Origin of the sequence: Xanthomonas cucurbitae (assembly GCF_002939885.1) — a bacterium.
Taxonomy (GTDB): Bacteria; Pseudomonadota; Gammaproteobacteria; order Xanthomonadales; family Xanthomonadaceae; genus Xanthomonas; species Xanthomonas cucurbitae.
Map to the genome: position 1 here is coordinate 1 of NZ_MDED01000001.1, position 25348 is coordinate 25348.

14 protein-coding genes and 1 pseudogene are annotated in these 25348 nt (G+C 65.4%); 5 read left to right on the top strand and 10 right to left on the bottom strand.

Annotated features, from left to right (window positions below):
* The 10 genes and pseudogenes from XcuCFBP2542_RS00005 to XcuCFBP2542_RS00050 all read right to left on the bottom strand — a co-directional run.
* Window positions 1-341, bottom strand: a pseudogene (locus tag XcuCFBP2542_RS00005) (xylose isomerase); the annotation flags it as partial.
* A gap of 36 nt (window positions 342-377) precedes the next feature.
* Window positions 378-1871 carry a xylulokinase gene (gene xylB / locus XcuCFBP2542_RS00010; RefSeq protein ID WP_104601604.1) on the bottom strand — a complete coding sequence of 498 codons (1494 nt, stop codon included), beginning with the start codon at window positions 1869-1871 and terminating at the stop codon, window positions 378-380.
* Window positions 1868-4240, bottom strand: coding sequence for a glycoside hydrolase family 95 protein (locus XcuCFBP2542_RS00015; protein WP_170066929.1), 2373 nt, complete (start codon window positions 4238-4240; stop codon window positions 1868-1870). Before XcuCFBP2542_RS00015 ends, xylB begins: the two co-directional genes overlap by 4 nt.
* Window positions 4241-4331: 91 nt before the next feature.
* Window positions 4332-7235: a TIM-barrel domain-containing protein gene (locus XcuCFBP2542_RS00020; protein WP_104601606.1), complete on the bottom strand. Its 2904-nt coding sequence runs from the start codon at window positions 7233-7235 to the stop codon at window positions 4332-4334.
* A 179-nt stretch (window positions 7236-7414) separates the two neighbouring features.
* Entirely contained in the window at window positions 7415-9082 is a 1668-nt protein-coding gene (locus XcuCFBP2542_RS00025; protein WP_104601798.1) for a DUF5597 domain-containing protein, read from the bottom strand.
* An 83-nt stretch (window positions 9083-9165) separates the two neighbouring features.
* Window positions 9166-11082, bottom strand: a complete 1917-nt coding sequence (locus tag XcuCFBP2542_RS00030; RefSeq protein WP_104601607.1) for a sialate O-acetylesterase — start codon at window positions 11080-11082, stop codon at window positions 9166-9168.
* Window positions 11083-11188: 106 nt separating this feature from the next.
* Window positions 11189-13447, bottom strand: coding sequence for a sialidase family protein (locus XcuCFBP2542_RS00035; RefSeq protein ID WP_104601608.1), 2259 nt, complete (start codon window positions 13445-13447; stop codon window positions 11189-11191).
* Window positions 13448-13558: 111 nt separating this feature from the next.
* The gene (locus XcuCFBP2542_RS00040) at window positions 13559-16282 is read right to left on the bottom strand and encodes a TonB-dependent receptor (protein WP_104601609.1); all 2724 of its coding nucleotides are present in this window, start codon (window positions 16280-16282) and stop codon (window positions 13559-13561) included.
* A 333-nt stretch (window positions 16283-16615) separates the two neighbouring features.
* On the bottom strand, window positions 16616-19549 hold the full coding sequence (locus tag XcuCFBP2542_RS00045; protein ID WP_104601610.1) for a TonB-dependent receptor: 2934 nt from the start codon (window positions 19547-19549) through the stop codon (window positions 16616-16618).
* A 259-nt stretch (window positions 19550-19808) separates the two neighbouring features.
* Window positions 19809-20780, bottom strand: coding sequence for a LysR family transcriptional regulator (locus tag XcuCFBP2542_RS00050; RefSeq protein WP_104601611.1), 972 nt, complete (start codon window positions 20778-20780; stop codon window positions 19809-19811).
* Window positions 20781-21195: 415 nt separating this feature from the next.
* On the opposite strand from XcuCFBP2542_RS00050, the gene XcuCFBP2542_RS00060 reads away from it, so the two are divergent.
* From XcuCFBP2542_RS00060 to fdxA, 5 genes are all read left to right on the top strand, one after another.
* A complete protein-coding gene (locus tag XcuCFBP2542_RS00060) occupies window positions 21196-21828 on the top strand; it encodes a 2-dehydro-3-deoxy-6-phosphogalactonate aldolase (protein WP_104601613.1) in 633 nt (210 codons plus the stop codon).
* On the top strand, window positions 21825-22973 hold the full coding sequence (dgoD, locus tag XcuCFBP2542_RS00065; protein ID WP_104601614.1) for a galactonate dehydratase: 1149 nt from the start codon (window positions 21825-21827) through the stop codon (window positions 22971-22973). The genes XcuCFBP2542_RS00060 and dgoD overlap by 4 nt, the downstream gene beginning before the upstream one ends.
* The gene (locus XcuCFBP2542_RS00070) at window positions 22967-23878 is read left to right on the top strand and encodes an SMP-30/gluconolactonase/LRE family protein (protein WP_104601615.1); all 912 of its coding nucleotides are present in this window, start codon (window positions 22967-22969) and stop codon (window positions 23876-23878) included. Before dgoD ends, XcuCFBP2542_RS00070 begins: the two co-directional genes overlap by 7 nt.
* The gene (locus tag XcuCFBP2542_RS00075; RefSeq protein ID WP_104601616.1) at window positions 23875-24753 is read left to right on the top strand and encodes a 2-dehydro-3-deoxygalactonokinase; all 879 of its coding nucleotides are present in this window, start codon (window positions 23875-23877) and stop codon (window positions 24751-24753) included. Before XcuCFBP2542_RS00070 ends, XcuCFBP2542_RS00075 begins: the two co-directional genes overlap by 4 nt.
* Before the next feature lie 217 nt (window positions 24754-24970).
* Window positions 24971-25294, top strand: a complete 324-nt coding sequence (gene fdxA, locus XcuCFBP2542_RS00080) for a ferredoxin FdxA (protein WP_006453280.1) — start codon at window positions 24971-24973, stop codon at window positions 25292-25294.
* Window positions 25295-25348 lie beyond the last annotated feature (54 nt).

Genomic DNA, 25348 nt, shown 5'->3' on the forward strand with positions numbered 1-25348 from the left:
GCCAGATCGATATCGTGGAAACAGTAGTACGGCACGCCGAGCTTGGTGAAGAATTCGAAGGCGGCGTCGGACTTGGCTTCGGCACGATTGAGTGCGGTGTTGCCTACATCCCACGGATACGCGCGCGTGCCCGGGCCGAACGGATCGGCGCCATTGCCACAGAAGCTGTGCCAGTAGGCCACGGCAAAACGCAGATGCTCGGCCATGGTCTTGTCGCCGATCTTTTTGTTGGCGTCGTAGACCTTGAAGGCGAGCGGATTGTCGGAGTCGCGGCCTTCGAAGCCGATCTTGCCGATGCCGGGAAAGTATTCCTTCGCGCCGATGTAAACGGTGTTGCTCATGGGGTGTGATGTCCTTGGTTCTGGGGGAGTGGTGAATCAGTCAGCGTAGAGCGGGCTGACGACCTGCAGGTGCTTGAGGAAGGTCTGGTAATGCTGTTGGTAGCGGGCCACGCGCTGCGGATCCGGCTGCGCGGCCAGTGCGTCGTCCACCTGCAGGTGTTCGAGCACCACATCCGACAACGCCTCGGTGCCGCCATCGTCGCGGTCGCAGGCCCAGAGCGCTTGCAAGGCAGCACCGAAGGCGGCGCCTTCGGGCTGGGTCGGCACCACGACCGGCAGGTTGAACACGTCGGCGACCATCTGCCGCCACTGCGCGCTCTTGCTGCCACCGCCGGTGAGCAGGATGGTATCGAACTGCAGACCAGCCGCGACGAAGGCATCGAAGCCGTTGCGCAGGCTATAGGTCGCACCTTCCATCGCGGCGCGATAGAAATGCGCGGCAGTGGTGTTGTGCAGGTCCATGCCGAACAGGCAGCCGCGCGCATCCGGCAGATTGGGCGTACGCTCGCCATTGAAGAACGGCAGCAACACCAGCCCGTCGGCGCCCGGCGCGGTATCGGCAATCATTGCCTCGGTCTGCTCGCGGGTGATGGAGAACATGCGCATCACCGCTTCGGTGGCGACGGTGCAGTTCATGGTGCAGATCAGCGGCAGCCAGCCGCCACTGGACGAACAGAACGCGGCCCAGCGTGCGTCATCGTCCACCACCGGGTGATCGGCGTAGGCGAACAAGGTGCCGCTGGTGCCCAGGCTCATGGTCAGCCGGCCTGGCACCACGTTGCCGGTGCCGATGGCGGCCATCATGTTGTCACCGCCACCGGTAGTGACACGTACGCCGGCCGGCAGGTTCAACGCGTCGGCCGCGGCATCGGACAATGCGTAGACCGCGCCGGTTTCCACCAGCGGCGGCAACGCCCCGCGCAGATCGCGCTGCGCATCCACCGCGCCGAGCATGCGCTCGGACCACTGGCGCGTGCGCACATCCAGCCAGCCGGTGCCGGAGGCATCGCCCACTTCTGCAAAGCGCTCGCCGGTGAGCCAGAAATTGATGTAGTCGTGCGGCAGCATCACCGTGGTCATGGCCGCATATGCGTCCGGGCGATGCTTGCGCGTCCACGGCAGTTTGGACGCGGTGTAGCCAGCCAGGATCGGGTTGCCTGCAGCCGCCACGCTGCCGGCGGCGCCGCCGACCGCGTCCATGATCTGCTCGCATTCCAGCGCGGTGCTGGTGTCGCACCACAGCTTCACCGGCGCGGTGACGCTGCCGTCGGCAGCCACCGGCACGAAGCCGTGCTGCTGGCCGGAGACCGAGATGCCGCGCACCCGCGCGCGTTGCTCGCCATCGAGCTGCGCGAAGCAGTGCACGATGCCATCGATCCACCACTGCGCCTGTTGCTCGCGGGTGCCGTCGTCGCGGCTGATGAGCTCCATCGGCGCGGCGATGGTGGCAACCACGGCGCGGTCCTGCGCGTCGTAGGCCACCAGCTTGACGCTCTGCGTGCCCACGTCCAGTCCTACGTACAAGCTCATTGCTTCACCAATCGGTTGTTGTGGAGTCCCACCTGCTGGGTGCGGCCTGCGCCCAGTTCCAGGTCCAGGGTCTGCCCGGCGTAGGACAGTTGATAACGCCCGCCACGATCGCTGTGCAGGCGTGCCTGCTGCAAGCGACCGCCGTCCCATTCCATGTCGATGCTGGCGCCACCACGCACGCGCAGGCCGCGCACGCTGCCGCGCGGCCAGGCGCTGGGCAAGGCCGGCAGCAGGAACACGCTGCCACCCCAGCTTTGCAGCAGCATTTCGGTGATGCCGGCGGTGCCGCCGAAGTTGCCATCGATCTGGAACGGCGGATGCGCGTCGAACAGATTCGGATAGGTGCGTTCGGGCGAGATCAGCAATTGCAGGATGCGATACGCATGCTCGCCATCGGCAAGCCGCGCCCACAGATTCAAGCGCCAGCCGATGCCCCAGCCGGTGGTGTTGTCGCCACGGATCTCCAGCGTGCGTTTGGCTGCGGCCGCCAGCTCGGGCGTATCGCGCAGATTGATCTGGCTGGAAGGATGCAGCGCGTACAGATGCGAAACATGCCGGTGCTGCATCTCCGGCGCGTCCATATCCCAATCCTGCTGCCACTCCTGCAATTGCCCGGCCTTGCCGATGCGGTTGGGCGGCAATTGCTCGCGCAGGGTCGCCAACTGTTGGGCGAGGTCCGCATCCACGTCGAGCAGCTTGCTCATGGCGATGCACTGCGCGAACAGGTCGCGCAGCAGTTGCGCATCCATGGTGGGGCCTGCACACACCGCCGCACCGAACGGATGCTGGTTTTCCGGCGAGATCGAGGGGTTGGTGACCATCGCACCGGTGTGCGGGTCGCGCACCAGGGTGGCGACGAAGAACTGCGCCGCGCCCTTGAACAAGGGATAGATCTTGCCCAGGTAGGCGCGGTCGCGGCCATAGTCCCAACGGTCCCACAGCTGCTGCAGCAGCCAGACGCCGCCCATCGGCCACAGGCTCCACTTGGCTCCATCGATCGGGCCGGCCTGGCGCCACAGGTCGGTGTTGTTGTGCACCACCCAACCGGGCGCGTCGTAGAGCGCCTTTGCGGTGTGCGCGCCGGTCTGGGCCAGATCGAACAGCATGGATTCCAGCGGCTCCACGCACTCGTGCAGTGCGTTGGCTTCGCTGGGCCAGTAGTTCATCTCGGTGTTGACGTTGATGGTGTACTTGCTTTCCCACGGCGGCTGCATCAGGTCGTTCCAGATGCCCTGCAGATTGGCCGGCTGGGTGCCTGGCCGTGAGCTGCAGATCAGCAAGTAACGGCCGTACTGGTGATACAGCGCCGCCAGTGCCGGATCGTTGCCGCTGGCGAAGCGTTGCACGCGTTCGCCGGTGGGCAGGCTTGCCGCGTCGCTGCTGCCCAGGTCGATCGCCACGCGCCGGAACAGGCGCTGATGATCGGCCAGATGGGCGCGCAGCAATGCGGGGTAATCGAACTTGGCGGCCTTCCGCAGGCTTGCCAAAGTGGATGCAAGCGGATCGCCATCGACCGCATCAAAGCGTTGGTAACTGGTGGCGGCCGTCAGCAGCAGCACCACTTCGTCGGCGCCTTCGATGCGCAGACGGTCGCGCAACACGGTGACCGTGCCGCCTTTCACCTGCGGCAACACCCGCACTGCAAAGCGCAGCTTGCCCTCGATACCGGCAAAGCTGCCGTTGCGGCCACTGAACAACAAACCGCCCTGCTCCGCGGTGACCTCGCCGCTTTGCGGGCTGTCGATGCCCACTCGCAGGGAAATGGCGCGTGGCCGGTCGCACGACAAGCGCACCACGATGCTTTGCGATTGCGCCGAGACGAACACCTCGCGCCGGTGCACCGCGCCGCCGGAACGGAACGTGGTGGTGGCCACTGCGGTATCGAGATCGAGCTGACGACGGTACTCGCTGATGCCGTCGGCACGATCGAAATCCAGCAGCAGATCGCCCAATGGTTGATACGGCATCTGCTTGAGCGGGCGCGAAAGCAGCTTGGCATCGGCCAATTGTTCGGCCTGCGCATAGCGGCCGGCGAAGATCAGCGCGCGCACCTGGGGCAACGCGGCCAATCCATCCGGGCTGGTGGCGTCGTAGGGGCCGCCCGCATACAACGTGTCTTCGTTGAGTTGCAGGCGCTCATGGGCAATACCGCCCCACACCATCGCACCCAGGCGGCCATTGCCGACCGGCAAGGCCTCCACCCATTCACTGGCCGGTTCGCGATACCACAGCTGCAAGGCATCGGCAGGCGCCACCGCTGGCAAACCGCCGGCCTTTGCAGAGTGCGCTGCTTGTGCAGCCACCGGTGCGCCCCCCAGGACCGCGAGCGCGGCCCCGGTGGCCTTGCACAGTTCGCGGCGGGTCAGCACGGCCACCGCCGTACTGCCTCGCCGGAACCGCCCGCGACTGCCTTGCGGCGTTCCGGCATCTGCTCGCTCATCGACTGAAGACAGCCTGCGATCATCGACGACGCACTTTGCCGGAAGCAATCTTGCGCTGCAACACGCTGACCGGCTTGCCGTCGTACTGGATGGTGGTGTCGGACTTGGGTTCCAGCGCACCGGCATCGACGCGCGGACCATCGACGAAACGCACATGGATGGTGCGCTTGGCCTGCATGCCGGTCCAGCTGCCTTCGCGCTTGCCGATGCTCAGCTCGCCCTTGGCCTGGTTCCACACCAGCGGGATGCGGCTGAACTCGCCCTTCTCGTAGCCATAGCCCTTGCCATCGTCCTCGTACAGCGAGAACGCACCGTCGGCACCGGTGTAGACCACCACGGTGAGCGGCGCATCCGGGATCTGGTCTACGTATTCCTGCACCGGGCCGGTCGGCACGATGGAGCCGGCCCGCACGAACAGCGGCATGCGTTCGATCGGCGCGGCCGCTTCGATGGTCTGGCCGCCTTCATAGCGCTTGCCAGTGGCGAAATCCAGCCAGCTGGCGCCGGCCGGCAGGTACACCTGGCGCGAGGTGGCGCCGAAGCGGGTCACCGGTGCAACCAGGAACGCCGGTCCGAACAAGTACTGGTCGTTGATGTCGCGCGCCTTCGCGTCATCCGGGAAGTCCATCATCATGCCGCGCATGATGATGCCGTCGCGCTGATAGGTGTCGCCGGCCAGGCTGTAGATGTACGGCAGCAAGGCGTAACGCAGGCGGTTGTAGTAGGCCATGCTCTCGTAGAACGGCGTGCCTTCCGGTGCGATGTTCCAGATTTCGCGGTACGGAAACTGGCCGTGCGAGCGGAAGATCGGCACGAACGCACCGAACTGGAACCAGCGCGTATTGAGCTCGCGCCATTCCGGCAGATGCGCCGGGTCCTGGCTTTCGTAACGCTTCTCCACCGCAAAGCCGCCGATGTCGAAGGTCCAGTTGGGCAGGCCCGACAGCGCCATGTTGACGCCACCGGAGATCTGGTCGCGCATGTCATCCCAACGCGACACGATGTCGCCGCTCCACACCGCCACCGCATTGCGCTGGGTACCGGCGTAGCCCTTGCGCGAGAGGATGAACACGCGCTTGTCGTCGGCCGCACGGTCGCCTACGTAGACGCCGTGGGTATGCGGCAGCGGATATGAATTGAAATACTCGGTGGACGTGCCCAGCGCATTGGGCGTGGTGCGCGCCTTGCGCTCGGCGATGTCCAGGTTGGAATGCACGTCCGGTTCGTCGGCGTCCATCCACCAGGCATCGAAGCCCTTGCTGTTGAGCTTTTCGTTGACCTGGCGCCAGAAGATGGCCTGCGCCTTCTCCGAGTACGGGTCGTAGAACGAGTTCTTGTAGCCCTTGCCGATCCAGTCCAGTTCACCCACTTCCACATTGCGCTTGTACATGAAACCGGCGGCATCCAGTTCCTTGTAGTTGGCAGTGGTGGGATAGAACTTGGGCCAGATCGAAATCATAATCTGCGCGTGCATATCGTGCACGGCCTTGACCATGCCGTCCGGATCCGGGAAATGCTTGGGATCGAAATCATGCGAACCCCAGGCGTTTTCCGGCCAGTACGACCAATCGAGGACGATGTTGTCCAGCGACAGCTTGCGCTTGCGGTATTCGGCCACCGCGCCCACCAGCTCATCCTGGGTCTTGTAGCGCTCGCGGCTCTGCCAGAAGCCATAGGCCCACTTGGGCAGCATCACCGACTTGCCGGTGAGTTCGCGGTAGCCGGCCACGGCCTGGTCGTATGAATCGGCCGAGACGAAGTAGTAGTCGATCATCTGCCCGGCTTCGGACCAGAGCGACAGGTCACGCGCTTCGGCAGCCGGTAGCGGGTCGCGGTCCAGCAGCGCGATGTAGCTGGGGTCGATCAGATCCCATTCGATCTTGACCGTATGACGCTGACCCGGTTCCAGGTCGAGGGTGAACTCGTGATTCCACGGATTCCAGTTCTGGCGCCAGCGGTCGATCACCAGCTTGCCGTCCACGTACAGCTTGGCGTATTCGCTCGAGTACAGCGAGAAGGTGTGTTCGCCGCCGGTGAGCGCTTCGATCTGCCCCTCCCAGCTGACCTGCATGCGGCTGTCCTTGTCCTTGGTGATCGCTTTCTTGGGGAACTTGGTCAGGTCGCTGAGGTATTGATAGTTCACCTCGCTCTCGCGGCGCTCCAGTACATGCTTGCCGTTGATCGCATAGCGTGCGGTCAACGCGCCGACCTTGCCCTTGGCGTCGTACAGCTTCAGCGACTTCGGCAGCGGCTGCAGGCCGCGCGGGTCGCCCAGGCGGGTGATCGAGTTGTTGTCCCACAGCAGACCGTAGTTGCGGCTGGATACCAGGTACGGCACCGCCATGTCGATGTTGTTCTGTTGCAGCTCGACGTTGCGGCCCTTCTGGTTCATCCAGCCCTGCTGGTGCTGGCCGAAGCCGTACAGACCCTCGTCATCGGGCGATTGAAAACGCTGGCGCACGCTCAGGTACTGCTTGCCCTCCGCTTTCAGCGGCGCAAAGCTGCGCCCGCCGGCCACTTCGGCCAGCACTGGCTTGCCATTGGCATCGGCAAAACTGACATGGCCATCGACAGTGGAGACAGTGGCGGTGACCTTGCCGGTCTTCAGCTGCACGCTGTCGCCCTGCTCGGCCAGCTGGAACGTGGTGTTGCCCTGCACCGGCACGCGCATCAGGCTGGGGCTGCGCGCGAAATCGCCGTCCGGGTCCGCGCTGACGCGGATGATGCCGGCATCGACCACCTGCAGGCGCACCGGTGCGGCGCCCTTGGCGCTCGGCACCACGGTGACGCCATCGGCGGCCTTGCGCACGTCCTGCGCGTGCGCGGCATTGGCCAGCAGGGCCAGCGACAACGCCAGGCAATGGGCGAGCGGTGTACGTCGGTTGGCAGGCGCGGGGCCGGCGGAACGGATGGTGGTTTGCATGGTCACTCCCTTTGAATGTCGAATCGCTGCCGCGGGGGCGGCAGCGCATGGGTTTCATTTATGAAGCAGCACGCAAGGCGGCGATGGTCGGGCAAGCCCTGTTGACGCGACGAAATCGACGTGCAGCATGTCGATTCCGCGCACCGCCCGCCCGAAGGCGGCGCCGTCTCGCGTGGCGATTACTTGTAGGTGGCGAGCTTGATCTTCAGCAATTGCGGCACGCTGGAGAAATTGACCCCGTAGTCGGTCTGGTCGCCGTTCCAGTTGCGCTGGAACTGCCACTGCGTGCCCTCGTACACGCCTTCCTCGACGCGGTCGTAGACCATGTTGGCGGTGGCATCGCTGGCCGGGTGCAGGGTCACGCGGGCGTGCCGGGCGGTGACCAGGAACTCGTCCGGGCCCAGCTCGGCGATCAGGGCGGCGCCGATCGGCTCGGGGTTACCCGGCGGCTTGCCCTGGAACCAGAACTGCGGCACGCCGTAGGTGATGGTGGCGCTCCAGCGGTCGTTGAGCGTGAGTTCCTGCACGGCCTGGCCGGGTTCTTCGGCGGTGCCGTGCAACTTGCCTTCGGACGCGGCCTTGGCGAACGGGCGCATACCCATGCTCACCGCCTGGAAGCCCTGCGCGAACGGCGCCAGCGTTTCTGCGTCGACCTGCTTGGCGCCCAGCGGGTAGTTGGAATAGTGGGTGAAGTCGATGCCGAAGGCCGACCAGCCGATACCGTCATGGCCCAGCGTGGGGAACAGGTAGCGCGCGTATTCCGGGCGGTTGCCGGTTTCGGCCACGAACAAGGCATTGTCCGGGCGCGCGTAGCGCTCCAGCACCGTGGTGTACATGCGGTATTCGGGCATGTAGATGTCCGGCGCCAGCAGGTCGATATGCGGGCCGGCGGCCTTCCAGACATCCAGCACGTTGTCGGTGGGGCCACCGCTGGCGTACTGGCCGGGCTGGCCCGGATTGAACGGACCGCGCAGCGCCGCATTGACATACATCGGCAACGCATATTCGGCCTTGCCGGCTTCGGCCACCTGGTCGATGTAACGGCCGATCGACCACGCGTGGAAGACTTCGTCGGCATTGGTGCCGAACACCTGTACCCAGCTGCCCGGCGGCTTGTTCATGCGCTTGAGCAAGTCATCCGGCACGGGTCCGTCGAACAGCTGCTGCGCCATCGGCGAAAAATCGCGCACGCTGCCATAGGTGCCCGGCTCGTTCTCCGGCTGGACCATGATGACGGTGTGCTGCGGGTCCACCTGCTTCAGGTGCTGCATGAAGGCAACGAATGCCTTGCGATCGGCATCCAGGGTGGCCTGCGCATGTGGCGACAACGAGCCGATCGCCTTGCCCTCGCGGGTGATGACGCGCGGGAAGCGCTGGTTGTCGGCTTTGACCCACAGCGGCGCGTAGGCCGGGCCGTTGTTCTTCCAGGTGGCGAACCACAGCAGCACCAGCCGCACCTTGTGTTCGCGCGCCTGGCTGAGCAGCGTATCGACGAAGGAGAAGTCGAACTTGCCTTCTTCCGGTTCCACCTGTTCCCAGGCAATCGGCACCTGCACGGTGTTGGGGCCCATCAGCTTGATCGCCGGCCACACCTTGTCCATCACGCCGGGATAGTTGCTGGAGTTGTTGACCTGCGCGCCCAGGATCAGGAACGGCGCGCCATCGACCAGTAACGCATGCTTGCCGTCCTTGCTGACGAACTGCGGCATCGGCGTCTGCGCAGAAGTCTGTGTGGTGGCCGGCGCTGCCGCTGCAGGAGTGACGGCAGGCGCGGAGGCGGCAGGCTTGGCTGCCTGGCCCTGCTCGCCGGACTGGCAGGCAGCCACTGCAAGCGTCAGTGCGGACAGCAGCAACGGACGCAGGCAACGCCGCGGGTTGGAACCAGCGATGGCGCGTGCAACGGGGGAATGCATGGTCATAAGACTCCGTGTCACCAGGTATCGGTGCGGAAGGGGGAAACGGGCAACTGCTCACGATTGATGAGGTTGGCGTCGTCGGGGTTCTCGCTCCAGCCATAGCGCACGGCAACCGGCGCATTGACGGCCTCGCTACGCACGGTCATGCGATCGCCATCGATCTGCGCGGTGGCAGGATGGAAGCGCTGATCGGCGCCAGCAATTTGCAAACCCTGCACCGCACCACCGCCACGCACCTGCAGCGCACTGCCCTGCAGATCGAACGTCAGCACGGCCTTGTCGCCGTCGAAACGCGCGCGTTTGAATACCGGCGCGCTGTAGACCAGTGTTTCGTCATAGGCCACGTGCCGTGCCGCCAGCGCCAGGCGATGCCCGACATCGCGCTTGTTGGTGGGATGGATGTCGCTGGGGTTGCCGATATCGATGATGACCGCCTGCCCGGTCGCCGGCAGTGCCAGCGTCTTGGACTGCGACTCACGCAGCAATGCCCACGGGCTCAGCTCGCCCTTGTCGCCGCCGGCCTTGAAGTTGGCCAGCTGCACCCATAGAAACGGCAGCGTCTTCTGGCCGCGTTCGGCGCGCCACTGCTGGATCATCGCGGCGAACTGTTCGCGATACTTCACTGCCCCGCTCGCGTTGGCATTGGTTTCGCCCTGGTACCAGAGCACGCCCTTGACCGGAAACGGCTGCAGCGGGTGGATCATCTGGTTGTACAGCAGCGTGGGCAGCTGGTTCTTGTTGTCGGTGAGTGAAACGCGCACAGCCGCAGGGCGGAACTTCCAGCCGCTCAATGCACGCTTGGCGCCATCGTTGGTCTGCACGAAGCGCTGCGCGTCCGGGCCATGCATGCCGCCACCGCCGCTGAGATCTTCCACGCGTACCGCGATGTGGTTGACACCGGCCTTGAGCGCCGCCGCCGGCACCTGGTAGATGCGTGGCAGGTTCCACTGCTTTTCGGTGCTGCCGACCTGCTGGCCGTTGACGTAGGTGATGTCCGAGTCGTCGATCTGGCCCACGCCCAGCGCGATGCCGGCCTTGGCTTGCGCAGCCGTCAAGGTGAAGGTGGTGCGGTACCAGGCAATGCCGTCCATGCCATCGAAGCCGCTGGCCTCCCATTGCTGGCTGGTCGGGATGCTGTCCCAATCGCGGTCGTCGAAGTCCGGCTCACGCCATTGCGGCATGTCGCCATCGACCCTCGGCCAGCGCGCGATGCGCTTGCCTGTGGCGGCCTGCGCCGCGGCATCGCGCTGCTGGATCGCCTTGATCGCGCCCTGGTTCTGGGTGGCGTTCAAACCCAACGAGGCGGCGTCCATCCACGCTTCGATCGCGCTGCCGCCCCAGCTACTGTTGATGATGCCGATCGGCACGCCGGTGCTGGCGCGCAGCTCCTTGGCGAAGAAGTAGCCCACCGCGGTGAACTCGCCGGCGTTGGCAGGCGTAGCGGCCTTCCAGTCGCCCCCGCTCAGGCGCGCCTCTGGCTGCACCGACCACGACTTGGGCACCTTGAAGTGACGCAGCTGCGGATCGTTGGCCGCCGCCACCGCCTGCGGGCCATCGCTGGCCTGCGCCAATGGCCATTCCATGTTCGATTGCCCGCTGGCCAACCACACATCGCCGACCAGCACGTCGCGCACCTGCAACTCGCCACCGTCGCCCTGCACGCTCAGCACGTAGGGGCCGCCCGCAGTGTGCGCCGGCAGGCTGAGCCTCCAGGCTCCCTGCGCATCGGCCTGGGTGGTGGCGCGCTTGCCGTCGAAGCTGACGGTGATGGATGCCTTGGGTGTGGACCAACCCCACACCGGCATCGGCTGGTCGCGCTGCAGCACTGCGCCATCGCCGAACAACAGGGGCAGGGTCGGCTGCGCCGCTGCAAGCGGGCTGACCAGCGCCAGGCCCAGCAGGCAGGCGCGGCGAACGAAGGTGACGGTCATGCAGTGATCTCCAGGGTCGGCGCGGCCAGTCGGCGCGCAACGAGGCAACGGGGGACGAAGATGGACACGGTAGAACAGCGCGATGACACGCGCACGGACGGCGCGCTCATCGTGGGTCGCCGTAGAAGATGCCACGTCCACCGGTCGCGAAATACACCCGACCGGGAAGTCGTGGGTCGCCGGTGACGCTATACGGCTTGCCGAAGCGATGCGCGTCGTCGTTGATGCGTTGCCAGTGCGCACCTTCGTCGTCGGAGCGGAACACCCCGTCCACCCCATCCACGCGACCGGCCAGATACAGCGCCGGTGGCGCGCCATCACGCAACGGCTTGCCGATGCCCAGCGAGCGTGCCTCGTCCAGTGTCGACAGGGTGCGCAGGCGGCCGTCCTGCCAACGCATCACGCCACGCGCGGGGCTGGCCAGATACACCACCCCGGCGCGCCATGGATCGGGCCGCAGCTGTGGACGCACGCGCTCATCGCGCGCCGGCGTGCCCAGCGACTGCCCGGTATCGCGGAAACTGGCCGCACCATCGGTGCTTTCGTACAGGCGCCCGCTGAGCGAATCGGCGGCATACCAACGCTGCGCATCCACGCGGTCGGCCACCACCACGGCAGTCTCGGGCAGACCCTGCACGCGCTGCCAGTGCGTACCGAAATCCGCCGTGCGCCAGTTGCCGCCCTGCTCAGGCGCCCACACCACCTGCGCCGCATCGGCGCCGATGGCGATTGTGCCGGCGCCCTGCCCGGCCGGCGGTTCGCTGGCGAACGCGCGCCAGTGCGTGCCGCCATCGCGCGAGTACAGCGCGCGGATGTCGTTGTTGCGGCGATTGCGCACGGTGCCGCTGCGGACCACCGTCAACGGTACCTGACCGGCAGCATCGATGCTCTCGCCATTGGTCAGGCGCGGGCCGGCGTATTGCAGTTGTGCGCTGTCCAGATCGTCATGGCGAAAGCCATCGATATCGCCCAACGCACTGAGCAGGTGCGCACCGGCCATCGGGCTGAGCAGATCCAGCGGCACGGTTTCCTCCAGCCCGCGATCCTGGAACCACCAATGCAACGGCTGTTGCCTGCGTGCGGCATCGCGCAGATTGCGCGAGGCCCAGATGCCGTAGCCGGTGACGAACAGCGCGTGGTTGCTGTCGAACGGATCGATCGCCAGCGCGCCCATCCAGTGCGGCGTTGCCTGCGCGGTCCACGGTGCGGCGCTGTGGTCGAACACCGCATCGGCCAATAGCGGCGTCCAATGCTTGCCGCCATCGACACTACGAAACAGCTCATCGCGCGGCGTGCGGCGGCGAAAGGTACTGGCCAGGATGACCTGCGGCTGCTGCGGATCCACCGCCACCGCGCCCCAGCCGAAACCATCGCCGTCGGCCGGCTGCGGAATCGGGCTGATCTGCTCCCAGCGCGCCTGCGCGGGTGTGTATTTCCACAGCGCACCGCCGGCCATCAGGTCTGGACCGGGCTGGTCGCCGTAGCTCAGATACCAGTGCCCGTCGCTGCCGCCGGCCAGATGGCTGGGACGCAGGCCCTTGGGCTGCCCGGGCACCGCAGACCAGCTGCGGCCCGCATCCTCGGACACATACAGGCTGGTCTGTTGGGTGGACATGCCGACATAGATGCGCGGTGTCGCTGCGCCCTTCTTGCCACTGGTCGCATCGAACACCACGAATGCGACGCCCACCTTTTGTTCGCGTCCAACGTGGTTGCGTGCGGTCGCGCCAGCAAATGCATCGGCGGGAAAACCGGTAACACGCGACCAATGCGCACCGCGATCCGCACTGCGCCACAGGCCGGCATCGCGCGAACCCAGCAGCAGCACCCGGCCATCGTGCGGGTCCACTGCCAGCCGCTCGCCATTGGCCCGCCCCAGCTGGTTGCCCCCCAGCTTGAACGGCAGGTCGGCACGCTCGAAGCGGCGGCCACGGTCGAACGAGCGCAGCACCGCCGCATTGCCGGCGCGCTCGTGCAGATAGGTGCCCGCTGCCAGGTAGATGGCCTCGGGGTTGGCAGGGTCGATGGCGAATGCATCGATGCCCATCAGGTTCCAGTCGTCCACACCCAGCCAGTCGGTCAGGGCAATCCACTGCTGCGCACGCGCATCCCAGCGATACGCGCCACCGACATCGGTGCGTGCATAGGCAAGCTCGCGCTCGGCGGGATGGAACAGCACGCCGGTGACGAAGCCGCCACCGCCGATGGCGACACTGCGCCAGTGATACGACCCTGGCGTGCCGGGCTCGGCCGCAGACACGTGGGGCGTCATGAAGGGCAACACCAGCGTCAGGCAAACAGCAGTCAACCATTCGTGTGCTGCGAAAAGGCGGCGCTTAGTAGGCGGATCGATCATGGCGATCATTCCTCCGGCTCCCCTCGCGATCGACGGCAGCGCCATCGATCGAAAAAACACCGTTCCAACGAGCTGCCTGCACAGCTCGCCGGACCGGAGACGCACTTCCTACGGCGCGTTCTACAGGCTGGCCCGCAAGGTCAGGCCATACCGACGATCGTTGATGACGAAATCACGGTAGCGCGACTCGTTGCCCAGGTAGCTTTCGCGACGGGTATCGAGCAGGTTCACGCCATCCAGCGAAATCAACCACACCTCATTGAGGTTGAAACGCAGCGAGGCATCCAGCTGGCCGAAGCCCTTGTTGTAGACCGGCAGGTTGCCGGTGCCGTTGCCTGCGGTGGTCACCAGCCAGTCGCTGCGCCAGTTGTAGGCCACACGGCCCTGGAAGCGCGCCGTCTCATAGCTGAGGATCGCGTTGTAGCTGTTCTTGGACAGGCCTTCCAGCGGCACCGTCAACGACTGGCCGTTGGTGTCGGTGGCGGTGGGGCTGGGCGCCTCGCTGTCGACGTAGGTGTAGTTGGTCTGCAGGCCGAAGCCGCTCAGCCAGCCCGGCAGGAAGTCGAAGAACTGCGTGTAGCCCAGTTCCGCACCACGGATCCTGCCCGAATCGCCGTTGACTGGACGGGTGATCTGCCACACCTGGCCGTCGTACACCTCGTTGAAGACAGCGTTGGCGATGAAGCCTTCCACCTTCTTGTAGAACACCGTGCCATACATCATCGAGCCCTGGCCGAAATACCACTCCAGCGCGGTATCGAACTGATCGGCCTTCACTGCCTCCAGGTCCGGGTTGCCTGCCGCACCGGTACGCGTGGCGGTGCCGGTGTTGGAAGTGCCGGTGCTCAGGGTCAGGTTGGGATTGAGGCGGTCGAAAGTGGGACGCGAAATACCACGCGAGGCCGCAAAGCGCCACTGCAACTGGTCGCTCAACATCCAGCGTAGATTCAAGCTCGGCAACACATCGGTATAGGTCTGCTGCGCATCCACCGGAATCAGACCACCGCCTTCGGCGTCGGTAGCGGTACGCACGCCCTGCGAGGCCACTTCGGTCCGCACCACGCGCATGCCGATATTGCCGTCAAACGGAATGTCGCCATCCACGCCAAAGCGCAGCACGCCGTAGGCCGCGTAGGTCTTCTCGTTCTGCGTGTTGATGTTGTTGGGCGCAAACACCAGCGGCGTGCCACCGAAAGTGGCAAGCGTCTGCTCGTAGTTGGCCACGGCCGCGTCCGATGCCGTCAGCGTCGGACCGAAGGTGCTGCTCTTGCCGCGGAAGAAATCGGTGATCGGGTTGGTCACCACACCCACGCTGGGGAATTGCGAGAACGGCGTGCCGGCACATCCGTTGATGCACATGAAGCGGAACACGCCACCCTTGGTTTCGGCATCGCGGTCTGTGTAGCGCACACCAGCCTTGAAGCTGCGCACGAAATCGCTGTCGAACGCCAGGTCCATGTCCGAGCGCCACGCGAACTCGGTGCCGGTGTTGTCGTCCTTATTGTCCAGGTGCCAGCGCCAGCCGTTGTAGTTGTTCTGGTTGGCCAGGAAACCTTCGGCACCACTGGCGTCGGTCACCGACAACGTGGGCAGATCGCCACGGAAATCCACGTTGAAGAACGGTGTGTTGTTCAAGCCGGTGGCCACGATATAGCGCGTGCCGGTGGTGGTCGCATCGACGTACTGGAAGTCGGTGCTCAAGGTCAGTTTTTCATTGACCGTCCACTTGCCGCCCAGCGAGTAGTCGGTAGTCACCGAATGCCGCTCGGTCAGGCTGGTGTTGGAGTCGGCCGGCACGTTCTGGAAGGTACCGTTGACGAACTCGTTGCGGCTGTTGACCTGGATGCCGGGGGTCCCCTGCATCGGGTTGGCACCGGTCAGCGCGAAGAACGAATAGTCGTGCCAGCTGAAGTCGTAGTCCGACCGCAGCACCTGCGTATACACCTCGACCGCATCGTTGGGCCGCCACTGCATCGCAAATGCACCGGTCTTGCGCTCGCGCTCACCCACGGTGGTGTTGATACCGGCGCCATGCGGCACCGAGATTTCCCGGCCTTCGTAGCCCGGCAGATCGGTTTGGGTGTACCACGGCTCGATGGAAATGGTGTCCTGGCGGAACGGGCTCTTCTGCTGCGAGTAGTTCACCAGGATGCCGATCTCGCCGATCCCGGTCTGCCAGCGGTCGCTGAACAGGCCAGAGAACGCCGGCTTGCCCTCATCGGCCAGGTCGTAATAGTTGTACTGCACGCTGCCGGCGATCTTGCGGCCTTCGTAATCGAACGGCAGGCGCGTGCGCAGGTCCACGGTGCCGCCCAGGCCACCTTCGATCATGTCGGCAGACGGGTTTTTGTAGACGTTGACGCCGCCAAGCAACTCGGCGGACACGTCTTCGAAGCTCAGGCCACGGCCGTCGTTGGCGGTGAAGATGTCGCGGCCATTGAGCTCGGTACGCACCTGGGTCAGGCCGCGGATGGCGATGGAGCTGCCTTCGCCGTAGTTGCGCGAAATCTGGATGCCGGAGATGCGCTGCAGCGCTTCGGCGACGTTGTTGTCGGGCAGCTTGCCGATGTCTTCGGCGACGATGGAATCGACGATCTGCTCGGCGTTCTGCTTGACCAGCTGCGCCTTGGTGACGCTGCTGCGGGTTCCGGTGACCTGCACCGTGTCCAGCTGCTGGGTGGTCGCTTCCGACGCCGGGGCGGCCGTGGTGGTCGCATCCTGCGCATAGGCCTGCGCGCTCAGCAGCGTGGCCACACTGATGGCCATCACCGAGCGGCGGAAATCACGGATCGAACGCTGACCCACAGCCCGGACTGCCGGAATGTGGCGATGTTGCACTGACATGGTGCTCCCTCCCAGGACGCATGTACTGCTGTTTTAGCAGGCCGGTGCGCGAACGCCCGGCCCGTCGTCATTGCTGTCGGAGCCGCCCCAGGCCTAGAGCATGAGTGCACCGACGCGAGGTAAACCTTGCAAGGCCTACCTGGCGCTAGCGGCGGGAGCATAGGGCGCGGCTGTCATGCCACACCAATGAAATATTCCTGCGGAGGTATTCGTTAAAGATATATCAATAACGCGAAACCCGATTCCCCAGGCATTGCCTGCCAACGAAACCGGGTTTCACGGCGCGCGCCAGCATCTGCGAAGGCGCGCACACTGCAACAGTGACCGACTGCACTACCAATTCATGCGCAATACCAACGAGTAGCGGCGGTCGTTGACGAACGAGGAACGGGTATACAACCGGGTATCCACTTCGCCGCCCTCGTACGAGGTGGGGCCCATCAGCACCTTGGTCACGGTGTTGGTCAGGTTGTTGGCCTGTACGCCGAGCTGCAGATGCGCGTTGAAGCGGTAGAAGAACGAGCCATCGAGCTGACCGTAGTCGTCTGCCCAGGTCGGCAGCCGGGTGGCCGCGTCGCTGGTGGTCAACAGGTAGCGCGAGCGCCAGTTATAGGCCAGGCGCAACGACAACGGACCCTTCTCGTAGATGCCGGCCAGGTTGTAGCTGCGCCGCGACAGACCTTCCAGCGGCAGCTCGACGCCGTCCACGGTGGTGCGGGTGTAGGGATCGATGGCGGTGTTGGCGCCGCCCTTGCTGTCGACAAAAGTGAAGTTGGCATTGACGCCGAACCCGCTCATCCAGCCCGGCAGTTCGTCGAAGAACTGCGTATAGCCCACTTCGGCGCCACGGATGATGCCTTCGTCGGTGTTGTAGGGCCGGGTCACCAGCCACTGCCGGTTGTCGTAGGTCTCGCTGCGGGTCTGGGTGGAGAAGTAATCCTTCACCTTCTTGTAGAACAACGTGGCGTACAGCATGTCGCTGGTGTCGAAGTACCACTCCAGTGCGGTATCGAACTGGTTGGCGGTCATCGGCTTGAGGTTGGGATTACCCGCCGTGCCGACGAAGTTGGTGGCGTTGCCGGCATCGTCGGTCTCCACGTTCAGCAGCACATAGGGCTGCAACTGGGTGTAGTCCGGACGCGCCATCGCCTTGGAGGCGGCAATACGCCACTGCAAGGTGTCGGTGAAGCGCAAGCGCATGTTCAGGCTCGGCAGCACGTTGGTATAGCTACCCTGCGCGTTGTTGTCGAAGTACTGGCCGGTATACCGCGCCCGCAACTCCGGCGAGACGTTCAGACCGGACAGATCCTGGAACTGCCCAAACCCTTCGGCCTGGGTCTTGGTCTGCACGATGCGCACGCCCACATTGCCGTCCACCGGCACGCCCCAGGCCTCGTCGTTGCCAAAGTACAGCGCCGCGTAGGCGGCCTGGGTACGCTCGAACTGACGATTGGTGTCCTGCGGCTGGTAGGTGTCCGGTGCCCAGCCCCACCCACGCAGTGCGACGATCTGCTGCTGCAGCAGCTCCGATGCACGCCCGTAGTTCCTAACCAACCCGCTGTTGGGCACCACCAGGGTGGTCGGCACATTCACCCCACCGCGGAAGAAGTTGGAGAAGGTGAACTGCGAGGACTCGTCGGGCAGGAACTGCGACATGGTGGCCAGGCCGTTGGGACTGCCGGGAATGGCCGCCCAGTTGTCCGACAGCACGCCCCAGTTGTAGCCGGAGTTCTTGTTGATCTGGTTGCGGTCGGTGGCGCGCATGCCGAAGCGCGCAAAGCGCAGCCAGCTGCTGTCCTGGAAGGTGTATTCCAGGTCAACGCGGGTGGACAGCTGGCGCCCGCGGTTGTTGCCCAGGTGATCCATCGCTGCGGCCCAGAAATAATTGGACGGGTCCTGGGTGAAGCCCTGGTTGGCGATCTGCACGCTCGGATACTTGCCCGACACGTCATAGGTCAGCCCGGGCAGATAGGTCGCGCTGAACACGGTGAAGTCCAGCTGGTCGTTTTCCGACTGCACCAGTTGCACGTCGCCCTTGATCTGCAGATTGTCGTTGAAGTAATGGCTGAACCCCACCGACAGGTCCGAAGTGGTGGTCTGCTGATCCGAATAGCGGTTATCGGTGTTGAAGCGCACGCCGTCGCCGGTCAGCTGGCCGCGCCAGGAGTTGGACACCGGCGAACCGCGCTGGAACACGCCATTCTGGTCGTACTGGAAGGTGGTGCCCGGCGCCGGGCTGATGCTGTTGTTGCTGTCGTTGAAGAACGCCGCGCGCTCCTGCCAGTTCATGTCGTACTGCGAACGCAGGTACTGCGCGTAGATCTCGGTCTGGTCGCTGGGCCGCCACTGGAAGGCAGCGGCAATGCCGTCGCGCTTGCGTTCGAAATCCAGCTGGCGCCAGTTGACCCCGCCCGGCACGAACACTTCGCTGCGGCCGCTGCCCACCAGCACCGCCGCGTCGGTGCGGCGCACGTATGGCTCGACCTGGATGCCATCCGAGCGCGTCGCCAGTTCGGAATGGGCGATATCGATCATGAAGCCCATTTCGCCGATACCGGTCTGCCAGCGATCGCTGAACAGGAACGACGCCGAAGGCTTGTACTTCTTGCTCATATCGCCGTAGTTGACGTCGACGTTGCCGCCGACGATGCGGCCCGGGTTGTCAAACGGCATGCGCGTGCGCAGGTTGACCGTGCCGCCCAGGCCGCCTTCGATGATCTGCGCGGAAGGGTTCTTGTACACGTCCACGCCGGCCATCAGCTCGGCCGGCACGTCTTCAAAGCTCAGGCCGCGGCCGCTGGCGGCACTGAAGATGTCGCGCCCGTTGAGCTCGCCGCGCACCTGGGTCAGGCCGCGGATCATCACGCCACTGCCTTCGGCCGAGAAGTGATCCGGGTCGCTGCGCGCGGCGAAGTGATCGATGGTCACGCCGCTGACGCGCTGCAGGGTTTCGGTGACGCTGCGGTCGGGCAGCGCGCCGATGTCTTCGGCACTGACCGAATCCACGATCTGCGCCGCATCGCGCTTGATGACCTGCGACTTGATCAAGCTGGCGCGCACGCCACGCACTTCCACCGTGTCCAGGTCCACTGCTGTGCTGCCGGCCTTGCCCGAGGCGGCGTCCGGCGACGACGGCGCCTGTTGCGCATAGACCGGCGCGGCGAGCAGTAAACCGATGCTGACGGCCATGGCCGAGTGGCGCAAACGTGGGGTACGACGCGCACGCACGCCCGTACCTGCCGAGGCATGGCTTGAAAACTTGTACATCTGAATCCCTCCCAGGACGCGAGACGACTGAAGACTGGTTGTCGCGGCGCAACACGCCCCGCGTGATCGTGCGGAGACGGACGCTGGCGCCGGCTCCACGTTGTTGCTACATGGCGGCTAGACCGCCGATCACTTGCCCGACTTCACGTACGCTTCAGCATGGGATCTGGCGCACAGATATAGGCGCGTGCGCCACCGCCAACCAATGAAAATTTCACAGGGTGATATCACCCCACAGAATACCAATGGAAGAGCTTGCTCAGCCAAGGGATTCCGGCCCGCGCAGACCTGGGTATAACCGGCGCGCCGTGGTGCGCAGCGCCTGCAGGATGCGTTCGGCGCCCGGAGGCAGCACGTAATCGCGCCGCCGGATGATGCCGAACGACTCCATCCGCACCCCCAGTTCAATCGGCAGCACCGTCAGCAGCTTGGCCTGGATCAGTGGCGCCACCGACTCCACCGGCAAGGCGGTCAGCATGTCGGTGCCGCGCAGCAGGGTCGAGGTGACCGGCAGGGACGAGGTTTCGATGGCATTGGTCGGCGTCTGCACGCCGTGCTCCATGAACATCGAGTCCAGCCGCGCGCGCAGCACGCTGTCGGCCGGCGGCAGGATCCAGCCATGTCGCACCAGGTCCGCATGCTGCAGGCCGGCGCGGCTGGCCAGCGGGTGGCCGGCGCGGGCGATCACCGAATGCGGCTCGTCGGCCAGCGGCTCGAACTCCAGCTCGCCCACCCCTTCCGGCCCCAGGATGCGGCCAATCACGATATCGAGCTGGCCATCCAGCAACTTGGCCACCAGCGGACGGCTGTAGTCCATCTCCACCCGCACCAGGATGTCCGGAAACTCGCGTTTGACCTCGGCAATGGCCTGCGGCACCAGGTTGGTGCCCGGGTTGACCACGGTGCCGATCGAGGCCTGCCCCATCCGCCCGGCACGCAGGGCGGCAATTTCTTCCTGCGCGCGGCCGATCTCCGACATGGCCGCGCGGGCGCGCCGGATCAGCACATGCCCATACCAGGTCGGCTCGACACCGCGCGCGTGCCGTTCGAATAGTTTCACCCCCAGCATGTCTTCCATTTCGGCCAGCAGCTTGGAAGCGGCCGGCTGGGTCATGCTGGCGGCCTCGGCCGCACGCAGCACCGAGCGTTGTTCATGCAGATGCAGCAGCAGCAACAGTTGGCGTGTCTTGAGCCGGGCGGCGTTGAACCAGGGAGTCGCGGAATTTGCCATGGGATGCGATTACGGCCGTGTATTCATCGAGGGAATAGAATATGCCGAAAATTTCATTTGCCGCACATATCTCACCGCGCGAGGCTAGCGCTCGCCGCAGCAGGAGCCCCCTACCTCCCGGGCGCGGCCAGAACAGACGTGACCCGCCTCGACCAAGCGGCAACACGCATGCCATGACCGTGGAGGTGGACGACGATGACCGCAACTTGCCGGCCACTTGCACGCCGTAGCAGCCGGCATGCGCTTGCCGCGCCTGGTCGTGTGCGCGTTGGCGCAGCGCCTCCCCGCATTGCGTTTTTGACACCGGATTGCGCATTGGCGGCAATCTTCTGCCCGCGCAGTCGCGCACGCTCCTCAAACGTTGTCGGCCGCTCGGCCGCCAACGGCCGCTTTCCGCTCTACCGCGAGTAACCGCATGACCTCAGACACCACCGCCAGCCTGTTCGCCCTGCCGCTGATCGCCATCCTGCGTGGCATCACCCCGGAAGAGACGCCCGACCATGTCGGCGCGCTGATCGACGCCGGCTTCGATGCGATCGAGATCCCGCTCAATTCGCCGCGCTGGGAGCAGAGCATTGCACTGGCCCAGCAGACCTATGGCGAGCGCGCCTGGATCGGTGCCGGCACCGTGCTGCGCAACGACGACGTGGACACCCTGGCCGAGATCGGTGCGCGCTTCATCGTCACCCCGAATACGCGCCCCAGCCTGATCCGCCATGCAGTGGCGCGCGGCCTGACCGTGGTGGCCGGCTTTGCCACCGCCAGCGAGGCATTCGACGCCATCGATGCCGGCGCAACGATCCTGAAACTGTTCCCGGCGGCGACTTATGGCGCGGCGCATGTGCGCGCGCTGCGCTCGGTGCTGCCCCCCCACATCCCGGTCTACGTGGTCGGCGGCGTCAGCCCGCAGACCCTGGCCGGTTTCATCGCCCAGGGCGCCGCTGGCGCCGGTATCGGCGGCGAACTGTACAAACCCGGCCAATCCCTCGAAACAACCCAGACGCATGCACGCGCGTTCGTGCAGGCCTACCAGGAACTGCAAGGATGAAGATCACCCGCCTCACCACCTACCACGCCGCACCGCGCTGGCTGTTCCTCAAGGTCGAGACCGACGAAGGCATCACCGGTTGGGGCGAGCCGGTCATCGAAGGCCGCGCGCGCAGCGTGGAAGCGGCCGTGCACGAACTGGCCGGCTACATCGTCGGCAAGGACCCGGCGCGTATCAACGACCTGTGGCAGACCATGTACCGCGCCGGTTTCTATCGCGGCGGTGCCATCCTGATGAGCGCCATCGCCGGCATCGACCAGGCGCTGTGGGACATCAAGGGCAAGGCGCTGGGCGTGCCGGTGTACGAGCTGCTGGGCGGGCTGGTACGCGATCGCATGAAGACCTACCGCTGGGTCGGCGGCGACCGCCCCGGGGCCATCATCCAGCAGATCACCGACTACCGTGCGTTGGGCTTTGACACCTTCAAGTTCAACGGCACCGAGGAAATGAAGCTGATCGACAGCGCGCGCGCGGTCGATGCGGCGGTGGTCAAGGTGGCCGAGATCCGCGAAACCTTCGGCAACGCCATCGATTTCGGCATCGACTTCCATGGCCGCGTCGGCGCGCCGATGGCCAAGGCACTGCTGCGCGAGCTCGAACCGTTCAAGCCCTTGTTCGTCGAAGAACCGGTGCTGGCCGAACAAGCCGAGTACTACCCGCGCCTGGCCGCAAGCACCTCGATTCCGTTGGCGGCCGGCGAGCGCATGTTCTCGCGCTTCGAGTTCAAGAACGTGCTGTGCGCCGGTGGCATCGGCATGGTGCAGCCGGATCTCTCGCATGCTGGCGGCATCACCGAATGCGTCAAGATCGCCGCGATGGCCGAAGCCTACGATGTCGGCTTCGCCCCGCACTGCCCGCTCGGCCCGATTGCCTTGGCCGCCTGCCTGCACGTGGACTTCGTCTCGCACAACGCGGTGCTGCAGGAACAGAGCATCGGCATCCACTACAACGAAGGCGCCGACCTGCTCGATTACGTCCTCAACAAAGACGATTTTCAGTGTATCGATGGCAGCATCGCCGCGTTGCCCAAGCCCGGGCTGGGTGTGGAGATCGACGAAGCCATGCTCAAGCGCGCCAACGAAACTCCGCCGGACTGGCGTAACCCGGTGTGGCGCCACAGCGATGGCAGTATCGCCGAATGGTGAGCATGCCCGAACACACCGCCGTGCTGGCGCTCGACAGCCGCTGCACGCACGGCGAAGGCGTGCTGTGGTGCGAGCAGCGCCAGGCGCTGTACTGGGTCGACATCAGCGAGAAGCGCCTGTGGCGGCATCATCCGGCCACGGCGCAATCGCGCTACTGGACGCTGCCCGATCGCCCCGGATGCCTGGGCCTGATGGACGATGGCCGCGTGCTGGTCGCGCTGGCCAAGGCGATTGGCGTGGTCGATCCGGACAACACCGACGCCGACGCGCTGCCGTTCGAAACGCTGGCCGACTTCGAAACCGGCAACCCGCACACGCGCAGCAACGATGGCCGCGTCGATCGGCACGGCAATCTGGTGTTCGGCACCATGGACGAACACGCCACCAAGGCCGCACGCGGCGCGCTGTATCAGTTCTCGCTGGCGCATGGCTTGCGTGCGTTGCCGCTGCCGGGCGTGTCGATCCCCAACTCGATCTGCTTCAGCCTGGACGGCCGCACCCTGTACTACTGCGACTCGGTACGCCCGCAGATCCTGTGCTGCGATTACGATCCGGAGACCGCGCAGACCAGCAACACGCGGGTGTTCACCACCCTGGATCGTGACGACGCCGAACCGGACGGCTCCATCATCGACAGCCAGGGCCACCTGTGGAATGCGCAATGGCGCGCCTCGCGCGTGGTGCGCTATCGCCCCGATGGCAGCGTGGAGCGCATCGTGCAGCTGCCGGTCAAGCACCCCACCTGCAGCGCCTTCGGCGGCGCGGCACTGGATCGCCTGTACGTGATTTCCTCGCGTCTGGACCAGAGCGCCGAAGAACTCGCCCGCATGCCCGACGCCGGCAGCCTGTTCGTCTGCGATCTCGCCATCGCCGGCCTGCCCGAAAGCCGGGTGGCCAGCGCATGATCGCCGTCGACTGGGGCACCAGCAGCCTGCGCGCCTACCTGCTCGACGCCAGCGGCGCCGTGCTCGACCAACGTCGCAGCAGCGACGGCATCCTGGCCTGCCAGGGCCGCTTTGCCGACGTGCTGAGCGCATTGATCGACGGCTGGGACGGCCCGGTACTGCTCTCGGGCATGATAGGCAGCCGCAATGGCTGGGTCGAACAGGCCTACCTGCCCTGCCCCACCGACACCGCTGCGCTGGCAGCGGCCATGCGCCGCTACCAGGACCTGCTGCCCGGCCGCACGCTGTGGTTCGTGCCCGGCGTCAGCACCGGCGAGCGGCGCGGCGTGCCCGACGTGATGCGTGGCGAGGAAACCCAGCTGGTCGGCCTGCTCGCCAGCCTGGGCCAGGGGGAGCATGTGGCCTGCCTGCCGGGCACGCACAGCAAATGGGCCACGCTCGGCAATGGCCGGCTGACCGACTTCGCCACCGTCATGACCGGCGAGCTGTACGCGGTGCTGTGCCAGCACAGCATCCTCGGCAAGCTGATCCCCGACCCCCACGCCGAACTCGACGAGCGCGCGTTCCTGCTCGGTATCGCGCGCAGCGCCGAACCGGGCGGGCTCAGCCATCACCTGTTCGGCACCCGTACGCTGGGCCTGTTCGACCGCCTGGACGCGCAGGCGCTGCCCTCGTACCTGTCCGGCCTGTTGATCGGCCACGAACTGCGCGAGCACCGCGGCACGCACGCCACCGTGCATCTGGTCGGCAGCCCCGCGCTGGCGCAGCGCTACGCGCTGGCGTTGACGCATCTGGGTGTCCAGACCCAGCACCACCCGGAGGACTTGGCCGCCGCCGGCCTGTACGCCCTGGCCCAGCAACGCGCTTTGGCCTGAATTCTGGGTGCAGACAGGACAAAAAGCCCCTCTCCCCCCGGGAGAGGGGTTGGGGTGAGGGTACGGCGGAAGGCAGCCATCTCACCAGGCAAGGCGTTCGTGCAGGCAAAACTTGCAGCGCGCGCAGCAAAACAGCCAGCTCCACGCAACAGCGCAGCAACCTCACACCCGCCACCAGACTGCTTTAGAATTGACAGGCTAAACGCCGGATTCCGCCATGCCTTTTGTTGTCACCGAAAACTGCATCAAGTGCAAATACACCGACTGCGTCGAAGTCTGCCCGGTGGATTGCTTCCACGTTGGCCCGAACTTTCTGGTCATCGACCCGGACGAGTGCATCGATTGCACCTTGTGCGAACCGGAATGCCCGGCCAATGCGATCTACCCGGAAGACGACGTGCCGGCTGGCCAGGAAGGCTTCGTTGCGCTCAACGCCGAGCTAGCCAAGGCCTGGCCGGTGCTGACCGTGCGCCAGGAACCGCTGCCCGATGCCGCCGAATGGGACGGCAAGCCGAACAAGCTGCCGCTGCTGCAACGCTGAGGCCGCCTTCGGCGAGCGCACCCCGCCAGCCCCTCACCGCGAGCACTGCAAAAC

Bases quoted from the DNA above. Each gene is read 5' to 3' on its own strand.
- XcuCFBP2542_RS00075 (WP_104601616.1), top strand. From the start codon at position 23,875: ATGATCGCCGTCGACTGGGGCACCAGCAGCCTGCGCGCCTACCTGCTC.
- XcuCFBP2542_RS00040 (WP_104601609.1), bottom strand. From the start codon at position 16,282: ATGTCAGTGCAACATCGCCACATTCCGGCAGTCCGGGCTGTGGGTCAG.
- XcuCFBP2542_RS00070 (WP_104601615.1), top strand. From the start codon at position 22,967: ATGGTGAGCATGCCCGAACACACCGCCGTGCTGGCGCTCGACAGCCGC.
- XcuCFBP2542_RS00020 (WP_104601606.1), bottom strand. From the start codon at position 7,235: ATGCAAACCACCATCCGTTCCGCCGGCCCCGCGCCTGCCAACCGACGT.
- dgoD (WP_104601614.1), top strand. From the start codon at position 21,825: ATGAAGATCACCCGCCTCACCACCTACCACGCCGCACCGCGCTGGCTG.
- xylB (WP_104601604.1), bottom strand. From the start codon at position 1,871: ATGAGCTTGTACGTAGGACTGGACGTGGGCACGCAGAGCGTCAAGCTG.
- XcuCFBP2542_RS00045 (WP_104601610.1), bottom strand. From the start codon at position 19,549: ATGTACAAGTTTTCAAGCCATGCCTCGGCAGGTACGGGCGTGCGTGCG.
- XcuCFBP2542_RS00060 (WP_104601613.1), top strand. From the start codon at position 21,196: ATGACCTCAGACACCACCGCCAGCCTGTTCGCCCTGCCGCTGATCGCC.
- XcuCFBP2542_RS00030 (WP_104601607.1), bottom strand. From the start codon at position 11,082: ATGACCGTCACCTTCGTTCGCCGCGCCTGCCTGCTGGGCCTGGCGCTG.
- fdxA (WP_006453280.1), top strand. From the start codon at position 24,971: ATGCCTTTTGTTGTCACCGAAAACTGCATCAAGTGCAAATACACCGAC.
- XcuCFBP2542_RS00050 (WP_104601611.1), bottom strand. From the start codon at position 20,780: ATGGCAAATTCCGCGACTCCCTGGTTCAACGCCGCCCGGCTCAAGACA.
- XcuCFBP2542_RS00035 (WP_104601608.1), bottom strand. From the start codon at position 13,447: ATGATCGCCATGATCGATCCGCCTACTAAGCGCCGCCTTTTCGCAGCA.